Raw genomic sequence first — 12453 nt, 5'->3', positions numbered from 1 at the left:
AGTCTCTGCTTGAAGCCGGCGCGTCAGCGCCCCAGATAAACCTCGATCACCCGCTCGTCAGCCTGTACATCGGCCAGCGCGCCTTCGGCCAGCACGCTGCCCTGATGCAGTACCGTGACGTGGTCGGCAATCGCACCGACAAAGCCCATGTCGTGCTCGACCACCATCAGCGAGTGTTTGCCGGCCAGGCGCTTGAACAGCTCGGCAGTGAACTCGGTTTCGGCATCGGTCATGCCCGCCACCGGTTCATCGAGCAACAGCAATTGCGGGTCCTGGACCAGCAACATGCCAATTTCGAGAAACTGCTTCTGGCCATGCGATAACAAGCCTGCCGGGCGATCCCGTGACGCGCTCAAGCGAATGGTGTCCAGCACCTCGTCGATGCGCGTGCGTTGCTCGCCGTTCAGGCGGGCCCTGAGGCTGGCCCACACCGACTTGTCGGTCTTGAGCGCCAGCTCCAGGTTCTCGAACACGCTCAGCGCTTCGAACACCGTGGGTTTCTGGAACTTGCGGCCGATGCCGGCCTGGGCGATCTGCACTTCGCTCATGCGGGTCAGGTCCAGAGTTTCGCCGAACCAGGCCGTGCCCTGACCGGGTCGGGTCTTGCCGGTGATGACGTCCATCAAGGTGGTTTTGCCCGCGCCGTTAGGGCCGATGATGCAGCGCAGTTCACCGACCCCGATGTACAGGTTGAGATTATTCAGCGCCTTGAAGCCATCGAAGCTGACGCTGATGTCTTCCAGGGTCAGGATCGTACCGTGCCGGGTGTTGAGGCCGGGCCCGGCACTGTTACCCAGACCCAGCGCGTCTCGGCCAGTGCCGGCGTCGCTGTTGGGATCCAGAATCGGCTCCAGCATGAAGGCCGGGTTTGCGTGGCTGGCAATCATGATTCGCTCCTTTTCTTCAGCAGGCCGATCACGCCCTTGGGCAGGTACAGGGTGACGACGATGAACAGCGCGCCCAGGCAGAACAGCCAGTATTCAGGGAAGGCCACGGTGAACCAGCTCTTCATGCCGTTGACCAGCCCGGCACCGAGCAGTGGCCCGATCAGGGTGCCGCGCCCGCCCAATGCCACCCACACCGCCGCCTCGATCGAGTTGGTCGGTGACATTTCGCTGGGGTTGATGATCCCCACTTGCGGCACGTACAAGGCCCCGGCCAGCCCGCACATCACCGCGCTGAGCACCCAGATGAACAGCTTGAAACCGCGCGGGTCGTAACCGCAGAACATCAGCCGGTTTTCCGCATCGCGCAGCGCGGTCAGCACCCGACCGAACTTGCTCTGCGCCAGCCGCCAGCCCACATACAGGCAGCCGGCCAGCAGCAACACGGTGGCCAGGAACAGCACCGCACGGGTGCCCGGCGCGCTGATCGAAAAGCCCAGGATGCTGCGAAAGCTGGTAAAGCCGTTATTGCCGCCAAAGCCGGTCTCGTTACGAAAAAACAACAGCATGCCGGCGAAGGTCAGCGCCTGGGTCATGATCGAGAAGTACACGCCCTTGATCCGCGAACGAAAGGCGAAGAAACCGAACACCAATGCCAACAGGCCGGGGGCCAGAACCACCAGGCACAGGGCCCAGAGAAAGTTATCGGTACCGGCCCAGTACCAGGGCAGTTCGGTCCATGACAAGAAGGTCATGAACGCCGGCAGGCCATCACCGGCCGCTTCGCGCATCAAATACATGCCCATCGCGTAGCCGCCCAGCGCGAAGAACAATCCGTGGCCCAGCGACAGCATTCCTGCATACCCCCACACTAGGTCCAGCGCCAGCGCAACAATGGCGTAGCAAAGGATCTTGCCGACAAGAGTCAGGGTGTAAGCCGAAACCTGCAACGGGTGTTCGGCAGGCAATAGCGACAGCATCGGCATGGCCAGCAGCACCGCCAGCAGCACGCCGCCGATCAGCAGGGTGAGTTTCGGGCCGGCCTTCTGCGCGGCGGTCATCATCAATGGCTGGTTCATCAGTCGATCACCCTTCCCTTGAGCGCGAAGAGGCCTTGCGGACGCTTCTGGATAAACAGAATGATCAGCGCCAGGATCAGGATCTTGCCCAGCACGGCGCCAATCTGCGGTTCGAGAATCTTGTTGAGCACACCCAGGCCAAACGCGGCGCTGACACTGCCAGCCAGTTGCCCGACCCCGCCAAGCACCACCACCAGGAACGAGTCGATGATGTAGCCCTGGCCAAGGTCCGGACCAACGTTACCAATCTGGCTGAGCGCCACGCCGCCGAGCCCTGCGATCCCCGAGCCCAGGCCAAAGGCGAGCATGTCCACCCGCCCGGTGGGCACGCCGCAGCAGGCCGCCATGTTGCGATTCTGGGTCACAGCGCGCACGTTCAGGCCCAGCCGGGTCTTGTTCAGCAACAGCCAGGTCAGCGCGACCACGCACAGCGCAAAGCCGATGATCACGATCCGGTTGTACGGCAGCACCAGATTGGGCAACACCTGAATCCCGCCCGACAGCCAGCCGGGGTTGGCAACTTCGACGTTCTGCGCGCCGAAAATCAGACGTACCGCCTGGATCAGCATCAGGCTGATGCCCCAGGTCGCCAGCAGGGTTTCCAGCGGGCGGCCATACAGATGACGGATCACCGTGCGCTCCAGAGCCATGCCGATCAACGCCGTGACACAGAAGGCCGCTGGCAGTGCCAGCAACGGGTAATACGCCAGCGCATCGGGCGCGTACTGCTGGAACAGCACCTGCACACAGTAGGTGGTATAGGCACCGAGCATGAGCATCTCGCCGTGGGCCATGTTGATCACCCCCAACAAACCGAAGGTGATCGCCAGGCCCAATGCGGCCAGTAGCAGGATCGAACCCAGCGACAACCCGGTAAACGCCTGGCCAAGCAGGTCGCCCATCAACAGCTTGCGCTTGACCTGCGCCAGGCTGGTCTGCGCGGCAATGCGTACGCTGGCGTCGGGCTCCACGCCCGGTTCCAGCAGCGCCTCAAGCCGGGTGCGCGCCAGCGGCTCACCGGTTTCGCCCAACAGCCGCACCGCCGCCAGCCGCACGGTGGGGCTGCTGTCGGTCAATTGCAGGTTGGCCAGCGCCAGGTTCAGGGCGTTCCATACCTGGCTGTCGGACTCGCGGGTCAGGCTCTGGCTGAGCAACGCCAGTTGTGCCGGGCGGGCATTGCGTTGCAGATGCTGCGCAGCGGCCAGCCGCACTGCGGCATCGTTACTCATCAGTTGATGACTGGCCAGCGCGGTGTCGACCAGCCCGCGCAGGCGATTGTTCAGGCGCAGTTTACGCGGCTCGTCGGCCGCTGCCGGACCGCCGTCCACGGCGCTGTACTGGCCGTTGTTGTCGATAAATGCGCGCTTGCTGCTGTCGGCCGCCACCCGGCCGTCACGCAAGGCTTCAAGCCAGGGCAGTCGCTCACCGAGCGGTTGCACTGACCAGGCTTCGAGCAGGTCGGCCTGCGCGGCGGAGTTGCCGGCAACAAAGTCGTCGGCCTCCCCGGCCTGCGCGCCCAAGGGCAGCAGCAGTGCACAGATCAGCATCAAGCGGTGAAAGAAGTTGGGCATGATAAGTGACCTGTAGATTGGACAGGGCTGTGTAGGAGCCGCTTTAGCGGCGAAGCCTTGAAAGCTTCGCGACCGAGGTCGCTCCCACAAGTACCGGCGTGTATCAGTGGCTCTTCACCGCGTGGTCAGGCTTCTTGTCGTTGCCGGGAATGTACGGGCTCCATGGCTGGGCGCGGATCGGCTCCTGGGTCTGCCAGACCACACTGAACTGGCCGTTATCCTCGACCTCGCCGATCATCACCGGCTTGTGCAGGTGGTGGTTGGTCTTGTCCATGGTCAGGGTGAAGCCCGACGGCGCAGCGAAGGTCTGCCCGGCCATGGCTTCACGCACCTTGTCGACATCGGTGGATTTGGCTTTTTCCACCGCCTGTGCCCACATGTGAATACCCACGTAGGTGGCTTCCATAGGGTCGTTGGTCACCGCTTTGTCGGCGCCCGGCAGGTTTTTCTTCTTCGCGTAGGCCTGCCAGTCGGCAACAAACTTCTTGTTCACCGGGTTATCAACCGACTGGAAGTAGTTCCAGGCTGCCAGATGGCCAACCAGCGGTTTGGTATCGATGCCGCGCAGCTCTTCTTCGCCCACCGAGAACGCCACCACCGGCACGTCGGTGGCTTTCAGGCCCTGGTTGGCCAGTTCTTTGTAGAACGGCACGTTGGAGTCGCCGTTGACCGTGGAGATCACGGCGGTCTTGCCGCCGGCGGAGAACTTCTTGATGTTGGCGACAATGGTCTGGTAATCGCTATGGCCGAACGGGGTGTAGACCTCTTCGATATCGCTGTCTTTGACGCCTTTGGAATGCAGGAAAGCGCGCAGAATCTTGTTGGTGGTGCGCGGGTAGACGTAGTCGGTGCCGAGCAGGAAGTAACGCTTGGCCGCCCCGCCGTCTTCGCTCATCAGGTACTCGACTGCCGGAATCGCCTGCTGGTTTGGCGCGGCACCGGTGTAGAACACGTTGGGCGACATTTCTTCGCCTTCGTACTGCACCGGGTAGAACAGCAACCCGTTGAGTTCTTCGAACACCGGCAACACCGATTTGCGCGACACCGAGGTCCAGCAGCCGAACACCACCGCGACCTTGTCCTGGGTCAGCAACTGGCGGCCCTTCTCGGCGAACAGCGGCCAGTTCGAGGCCGGGTCGACGACCACGGCTTCGAGTTGCTTGCCGTTGACACCGCCTTTGGCGTTGATCTCGTCGATGGTCATCAGGGCCATGTCCTTGAGCGAGGTCTCGGAGATCGCCATGGTTCCGGACAACGAATGCAGGATACCGACCTTGATGGTTTCGGCGGCTTGTACAGTCCAGCTCAGGCCCATGGCGGCAATGGATGCAGACAAGGTAAAGGCTTTGATCAGGCTACGACGACGCATGGATGAATCCCCCATCATATTGTTGAGTCAACAGTTGGCTTGTGGTGGGCAGACGCGAAATGTTCTTGCTTGCTACCTGCCGCCAGCGAACGCTGGCGGGCGGTGTGCAACATATGCAGAGTGACCTTGCGGACCTCGGCCTTGCTGACCTCTATGTGGGTCTTCAATAACGACTGTGCCTGCTCGCAGCGGCGCTTGAGGATCGCCTCCAGAATCAGTGCATGTTCCTGATAGGTCAGCTCGATGCGCGGCCCCTGGGTGAAATCCAGCCGGCGAATGATGCGAATTTTCTCGCTGACCTGGGCATGAATCCGCGCCATCTCGCGATTGCCGGCCGCCTCCAGCAAGTGGCAGTGAAACTGCTCGTCCAGCCGCGACACGGCGCTGCCGTCAGTCAGGCGCTGATCGGCCGCGACCATCCAGGTCTCGGCCAGTTGCGCCAGCAGTGGCGGTAGCTCTGCACGCGGCCAGTCACACAGGCGCTTGACCGCTTCGAGTTCCAGCACGATGCGCAGATCGTAAAGCTCTTCGAAATGCTCGAAATCAAATGGCCGCACCTGCCAGCCGCTGCGGAAATACACCTCCAGGTAACCTTCGCGCTCCAGGCGATACAGCGCCTGGCGCACCGGGGTGCGGCTGACCGCCATGCGCTCGGCGACTTCGCCTTCGGAAAAGCGGTCACCCGGCAGCAGGCGAAACTCGAAGATGTCGTCCTTGAGCTGCGCATAGATCCGCTCGGCCAGATTCTCCGGGCGTTCCTTGCTGCGCATGACGGTGCTGGACAGTTGCATGTCAGGCCGCCTCACCCGGTTCCAGCCACACCAGCGCATCGCCCGGCGTGATCGCCTTGCCGGGCTGGCAACGCACGGCCTTGACCACTCCGGACACCGGTGCGATCACCGACAGCTCCATCTTCATCGCCTCGACCACCAGCAGGGGCGTACCGGCCTCGACGTGCTGACCCGGCTCGACCAACACCTTCCAGACACTGCCGCACATTTCGGCGCTGACCAGATGGCCTTCATAGTCCTGCGCATCAGCCTCGCTGTCGGCCGCCGCTCGGAGTACCGGCGGCTCATCGTCGTGCCACAACTGCGCCTCGCTGTCGAACGCCGCCTTCTGCCGGCTCTGGAACTCGGCAATGCTCTCGGCGTTGTCGGCCAGCAAGCGCTGGTACTCGGCGAAGTCGAATTCGCTGTGCTCGATGCGGATCTGGCCACGGCCTTCACGAAACGCCTCGCGCTGTTCATTGAGTTCAGCTTCGCTGACCGGGTAGAAACGCACCTGGTCAAAGAAGTGCAGCAACCATGGCTGGCCGTTGGCGAACTGCGGGTTCTTCACGTACTTGTTCCAGATCGGCAGGGTACGGCCCACCAGCTGATAGCCGCCGGGCGAGTCCATGCCGTAGATGCACATGTACATGCCGCCGATGCCCACCGTGCCCTCGGCGGTGAAGGTCCGCGCCGGGTTGTACTTGGAGCTGAGCAACCGGTGGCGCGGGTCCAGCGGCACCGCACAAGGGGCGTCGAGGTACACGTCGCCCAGCCCCAGAATCAGGTAGCTGGCCTGGAACAGGATGTCACGCACCTGCTCGCGGCTGTCCAGGCCATTGATGCGCTGCAAGAAGTCCACGTTATTCGGTAACCACGGTGCTTCACTGCGCACCGTCTCGCGGTAGCGCTGGACGGCGCCGAGGGTCGCGCTGTCTTCGAAGGCCATCGGCAGATGAATGATCCGGGTCGGCACCTTGAGCTGCGAGACGTCGCCCAGCCCCTCTTCGAGCATCAGCAGGTGCTCCAGCAGGCTCTTCTGGTGCAGCACGCGGCTGTCGTAGCGCAGTTGCAACGAACGCACGCCGGGCGCCAGCTCTTCCAGGCCCTTGAGCGGCCGGGCCTTGAGGGCTTCCATCAACAGGTGCACGCGCAGCCGCAGCGCCAGGTCCAGCACGTTGTCGCCGTATTCGAGCAGAATGTAGGCGTCACCGGCCTGGCGATACACCGCCCGTGGCCGTGAGCCGCTGGCCGGCAGCTCGGCGAGAATGGTCGCCGACGCGGTGTCGGCCGGTTGCAGGGCCGGGGCTGGCAACGGCACGGCGCTGATCGCGGCCAGGGCTTCGAGGCTGCCCAGTTGTGCCTGCTCCAAACTCTGCGCCTGCTGAAAACCGATGGGTTTGAAGCGCAGCTTGTCGCCGGGTTTGACCTGGCCGATCTTCCACAGCTCGGCCTTGGCGATGGTCACCGGGCAGACAAACCCGCCCAGGCTCGGGCCATCCTTGGTGAGGATCACCGGGAAGTCACCGGTGAAGTTGATCGCGCCGATCGCGTACTCGCAGTCATGCACGTTAGAGGGATGCAGGCCCGCCTCGCCGCCATCGCTGCGCGCCCAGTCGGGCTTGGGACCGGACAGCCGCACGCCAAGACGGTTGGAGTTGTAATGCACCTCCCACTCGGCGGCGAAGAACGCCTCGATCGATTGTGCGGTAAAGAAATCCGGCGCTCCGTGCGGGCCATAGAGCACGCCGATTTCCCACTCATTGCCGTAGTGCGGAATCAGGCTGGCATGCACTGCCTGCGGCGCACTGATCGGCGCCGGGGTGGTGCAGCCGGCCAGTTCCGGCTGCGAGATGGCCAGCATGTCGGCGGTGCGCAACGTGCGCCCGGCATGCCCGCCGAACTGGCCCAGCGCGAAGGTCGAGCGGCTGCCCAGATACAGCGGTACATCCAGACCGTTGCGCACGGCCAGATACGTGCGGCAACCCGATTGCGCACGCCCAAGCTTGAGCACCTGGCCGGCCTGTACGGAAACCGGCTGCCAGTAGGCGACCGGCTCGCCGTCCAGCGTGGCCGGGCAATCGGCACCGGTCAGGGCGATCAGGGCTGCGCTGTGAAAGCGCAAGGTCGGCCCTTGCAGAGTGAACTCCAGCGCCGCGGCACTGACATGGTTGCCGACAATCCGGTTGGCCAGGCGAAACGCCTGATCGTCCATGGGCCCTGACGGCGGCACGCCAATGTCCCAGTAGCCCAGCCGCCCTGGATAGTCCTGAACACTGGAATAGGTGCCCGGCTCCAGCACTTCAATGACACTGGCCTTGAAAGTGAAATCGTCGAGCAGCCGGGTCCAGACATCACCACGGGCAAACCGCGGGTCGGCCACCACCTGGCGCAGATAGTCGAGGTTGCTGGCAATGCCGTGCAGCCGGGTCGCGGCCAGTGCAGCTTGCATCCGCGCCATGGCATCGGCGCGGTCCTCGCCCCTGACGATCAGCTTGGCAATCATCGGGTCATAGAACGCCGACACTTCACTGCCGGTGCTGACCCAGCCATCGACCCGCACATCGTCCGGAAAGTACACGTCGGTCAATACACCGGGGCTCGGCTGAAAGTTCTTCAGCGGGTCTTCGGCGTACAGCCGCACTTCAATGGCTGCGCCTTGCGGGGCGCGTCGCAGCGCTGCCCAATCCAGCGGGCTGCCGGCGGCGACTTGCAGCATGCATTCGATCAGGTCAAGGCCGGTGACCATCTCGGTGATCGGGTGCTCGACCTGCAGGCGGGTGTTGACCTCCAGAAAGTAGAAATCGTCCCGCGCAGGGTCATAAATGAACTCTACGGTGCCGGCACTGCGATAAGCCACTGACTGCCCCAGTTGCACGGCGGCGGCATGCAGGCGCTCGCGGGTGGCCTGGGGCAAGTTGGGCGCGGGGGTCTCTTCCACCACTTTCTGGTTGCGCCGTTGCAGCGAGCAATCGCGCTCGCCGAGGGCCACCACCTGCCCCTGACCATCACCAAAAATCTGCACTTCGACATGCCGGGCCTTATCGACGAAGCGCTCAAGGAACACCCCGGCATCACTGAAAAACTGCTCGCCCATGCGTTTGACGCTGTCATAGGCGCTGCGCAGCGCTGGCTCATCAGCACAGCGAGTCAGGCCAATACCACCGCCGCCGGCAGTGGTCTTGAGCATTACCGGGTAACCGATCTGCTCCGCCGCTTGCACCGCCTGCTCCAGGCTGTCGAGCAGACCGGTGCCGGGGGCCATTGGCACCTGGGCTTGGCCGGCCAGCTCACGGGCACGGTGCTTGAGGCCAAACTCACGGATCTGGCCGGCGGTCGGGCCGACAAAGGCAATCCCGGCCTGCTCGCAGGCGTCAGCAAACTCGGCACTCTCAGACAGAAAGCCGTAACCCGGATAGATCGCCTGGGCACCGGTTTGCTTGGCGGCGGCGAGAATCTTGTCGATACGCAGGTAGCTGTCGGCAGGTTTGTCGCCGCCCAGGGCAATCGCCACATCGGCGTCGCGCACATGCGCCGCATTGCGGTCGGCATCGGCATACACCGCCACGCTCTTGATGCCCAGACGCTTGAGGGTGCGGATGGCACGCACAGCGATCTCGCCACGGTTGGCGATCAATACGGTATTGAACATGACAGGCGCCTCAGACGTTGGGGGTGGGTGTGCTGTTGCGGCTGGCAATGAATGCCCGCCATCCGCCGAGTTCGGTAATGTCGGTAGCGCTGTGCAGCGCCAGCGGTTCGCAGATGAAGCCCTTGACCCAACGGCCATCAGCCAGTTGCAGGTTGCCAATGCCCAGCGGCGGCGGAATTTCGGCGACGAACTCGCCAAAGCGCGCCAGCGGGATGTCCCACAGCTCGACGATGATCGGTGCACCGCTGGCAGAGCGCGCCAGCCCAGGCTTGGGCGGTACGGTGCCGGGCAACGCATACAGCCGGTAATCGCTGGCGGTCAGGGTCTGCTCGACCAGCACTGCGTTGCGCTGGGTGAGCTGGAAGTTCAGCGGCATGCCGGTCAGGTGCGCACCGACCACTGCCAGACGCACACAGCCCGGCGCTTGCAGGGCTGGTGCAGGCGCAGGCTTCGCAGCGCCAGTGGCGCCCAAGGTAAGGTCTTGGGCCTGCTGCCAGCGCTTGCCCAGGCTGACCAGCGCCAGGTCGTGCCAGGCCGGCGCCAGCAAGGTGATACCGGCCGGCAAGCCGTCATCGCGCAGCCCGGCAGGCAGGGCCAGCGCCGAGAGGTCGGCCAGGTTGGTGAAGTTGGTGTAGGTGCCGAACTGGCTGTTGAACAGCACCGGCTCCTCGGCCATCTCGGCGATACGGCGGATGGTCGGCGCGGTCGGAACCACCAGCGCATCGAAGCCGGCCAGGCTGTCATTGATCTGCCGCGACAGCTCGGCGCGCAGGTACTCAGCCTTGTAGGCGTCGCAGGCACTGTAGCGTTTGCCGCCCTCGACAATACCGCGTACCACCGGGTCGATTGCCGCAGGATCCACGCCTTCAACCGCGACGGTTCGCTCAGCCACCCACGGGCCCAGATACAACTGCTCGGCCAACCGGCTAAATGGGGTGAAGTCGATTTCGCTGATTTCGGCACCTGACTGGCGAAGCCGGTCCAGCGCTTGCTGGAACTGCACCCTGCTCTGCTCGTCGCTAAAGAACTCCAGGGTTGCCGGGACTGCCAGCTTGGGCCTGGCGCCGATTGCGACTGGCGCGCTGTTGGGGTTGTGCCGACTGTAGGGGTCGGCGGCGTCATAACCGCTGGCCAGTTTGAGCACGGTTTCGGCGTCATCGACGGTCAGGGCGAAGATCGAGATGCAGTCGACAGTGCGGCAAGCCGGCACCAAACCGGTGTTGGGCAGCAGACCCTTGGTCGGTTTGAGACCGACAATGTTATTGAAGCCCGCCGGCACCCGACCAGAACCTGCGGTGTCAGTCCCCAGCGAAAACGCCACCAGGCCACGGGCAACCACGCTGGCAGAGCCCGAGCTCGAACCACCGCTGACGTAGTCCGGATCAAAACTGTTGGGCACCGCGCCATAGGGCGAACGGGTGCCGACCAGACCGGTGGCAAACTGATCCAGATTGGTCTTGCCCATCAACACCGCACCGGCAGCGCGCAACCGCGCCACAACCGTGGCATCGGTTTGCGCAGCATAGGCAAACTCTGGGCACGCGGCGGTGGTCGGCCAACCGGCCGCATCAATGTTGTCCTTGATGGCGAACGGCACGCCGTACAACGGCAGCGCACTACGATCCCCACCCGCGGCCTCCAGCCGGGCCTGCAACTGATCGAGTTGCGCATCGAGCTGTTCGGCACTGACCCGGCTGATCCACGCCGTGTCGTCTTCACTCAAGCGGTTGCGCAGCTCATGCAGCAAGGCGCCGGGTTGCAGAGCGTCGCGATAGGCCTGTTGCCAATCAGCCAAGGTGTAAAGCGCAGAAGCCTGGGACATATGCTGAGATTCCATCTTGTATCCAAGTTGGGATCTGTATTGCAACGTGAGTGCCAGGTCTTATAAACGCTTTAAGTTCAGTCACTTAGCTTTATAACAAGGGGGATTTTGGAGTTTCTGCACGGACCAGTCGCACGCTTATTGCGCAGCCTGCCTGCTCGTGGTGCAGCGGCCTTGTAGTTAACCTGCGGGAGCTAGCTGAGCTGCCGCTCAAGCGCTTGCTCTGTGGCACTCCTTCCCCACCCTGAACGGCGGGGCTTGTCGCGCCCCGATGGTCACGGCCTCAAACGGCGCTGAACCGCTGCGCCAACCCCTGCGCCTTGAACCGCTCCAGCAGAAAATCGACGAACGCGCGGGTCTTGCCCGGCAACAGTTTGTGCTCGGCGTAGTACAGGGAAATATTGCCATCGTCGACATACCAGTCTGGCAGTACCCGTACCAGACGCTGACGTTCCAGGTACGGCAAGGCAAACGGCAGGCTCACCAGCGCGATGCCAAGGCCCTGCTCGGCGGCGGCGCAGGCGGCTTCGGAATCGCTCAGGGTCATGCGCGGCTTCAGGCGTAGCGGGCACTGTTCCTGATTACGGTGGGTCAACGGCCAGTTGCGTACCCGGCCGGTCTGTGGTGAGCGAATCAGGATGCCGGCGGCGTTTTCAAGATCATCCGGGTGTTCGACCGGGTTCTGGCGCAGATACTCCGGGGCGGCGACCAGGATGCGATGCGCCGGCCCCAGCTTGCGCGCCACCACACCAGGCGGCAGTTCGAATCCTCCACCGATGGCGGCATCGAAGCCCTGGCCGATCAGGTCGACCTGACGGTTATCGAAATGCCAGTCAGCGACAATCGCCGGGTACTGCTGCAAAAACTCACCCAGCAGCGGCAGCACATAAAGCCGCCCGAATATCAGGCCCATGCTCACTTTGAGCGTACCGGCGGGCTGGCCTTCGGCGCTGGCCAGGTTAGCCACGGCATTCTGGATCACACCAAAACTGCCACCGACCTCATCAAGAAAGCGTCGCCCTGCCTCGGTCAGGGTCAGCCGGCGGGTGCTGCGCAGAAACAGCCGCACGCCTAGCCGCGCTTCCAGCCCAGCGACATTTTTGCCGACCGCAGCGGAAGTCAGCCCCAGCCGCCGCGCGGCCTCGGCGAAACTGCCGGCTTCGGCACTCCGGATAAAGCTCTCGATGCTGCCAAAGGTTTCCATGGCCGATCCTTGCAGAAGACAAACACAGCCTGATCATAAACTTCTGGTTTACTCAGAGCATGCGATTAATGGTCTACCGGGCTGGTAATTCACCCGCAATAC

8 protein-coding genes are annotated in these 12453 nt (G+C 63.4%); all 8 read right to left on the bottom strand.

Annotated elements, in window-relative coordinates; translation table 11 throughout:
* Positions 1–23 precede the first annotated feature (23 nt).
* The 8 genes from urtD to NRB16_RS19515 all read right to left on the bottom strand — a co-directional run bounded on the left by urtD (position 24) and on the right by NRB16_RS19515 (position 12351).
* Entirely contained in the window at positions 24–887 is an 864-nt protein-coding gene (gene urtD / locus NRB16_RS19550; protein WP_144403322.1) for an urea ABC transporter ATP-binding protein UrtD, read from the bottom strand.
* The gene (gene urtC, locus NRB16_RS19545; RefSeq protein WP_257106721.1) at positions 884–1963 is read right to left on the bottom strand and encodes an urea ABC transporter permease subunit UrtC; all 1080 of its coding nucleotides are present in this window, start codon (positions 1961–1963) and stop codon (positions 884–886) included. Before urtC ends, urtD begins: the two co-directional genes overlap by 4 nt.
* Positions 1963–3534, bottom strand: coding sequence for an urea ABC transporter permease subunit UrtB (gene urtB, locus NRB16_RS19540; RefSeq protein WP_257106720.1), 1572 nt, complete (start codon positions 3532–3534; stop codon positions 1963–1965). The genes urtC and urtB overlap by 1 nt, the downstream gene beginning before the upstream one ends.
* 103 nt (positions 3535–3637) lie before the next feature.
* The gene (urtA, locus tag NRB16_RS19535) at positions 3638–4903 is read right to left on the bottom strand and encodes an urea ABC transporter substrate-binding protein (RefSeq protein ID WP_045491827.1); all 1266 of its coding nucleotides are present in this window, start codon (positions 4901–4903) and stop codon (positions 3638–3640) included.
* A 14-nt stretch (positions 4904–4917) separates the two neighbouring features.
* Complete coding sequence (locus tag NRB16_RS19530) at positions 4918–5694, bottom strand: GntR family transcriptional regulator (RefSeq protein ID WP_045491829.1); 777 nt, start codon at positions 5692–5694, stop codon at positions 4918–4920.
* A 1-nt stretch (position 5695) separates the two neighbouring features.
* Positions 5696–9325, bottom strand: a complete 3630-nt coding sequence (gene uca / locus NRB16_RS19525; protein WP_257106719.1) for an urea carboxylase — start codon at positions 9323–9325, stop codon at positions 5696–5698.
* A 10-nt stretch (positions 9326–9335) separates the two neighbouring features.
* Positions 9336–11162: an allophanate hydrolase gene (atzF, locus tag NRB16_RS19520; RefSeq protein WP_373568484.1), complete on the bottom strand. Its 1827-nt coding sequence runs from the start codon at positions 11160–11162 to the stop codon at positions 9336–9338.
* A 268-nt stretch (positions 11163–11430) separates the two neighbouring features.
* Positions 11431–12351 carry a LysR family transcriptional regulator gene (locus tag NRB16_RS19515; RefSeq protein WP_257106718.1) on the bottom strand — a complete coding sequence of 307 codons (921 nt, stop codon included), beginning with the start codon at positions 12349–12351 and terminating at the stop codon, positions 11431–11433.
* Positions 12352–12453: the final 102 nt, after the last annotated feature.

It is taken from the genome of Pseudomonas sp. LJDD11 (genome assembly GCF_024584215.1).
Taxonomy (GTDB): Bacteria; Pseudomonadota; Gammaproteobacteria; order Pseudomonadales; family Pseudomonadaceae; genus Aquipseudomonas.
The sequence above is the reverse complement of the archived record's forward strand: the minus strand, read 5'-3'. Positions and strand labels throughout refer to the sequence as shown.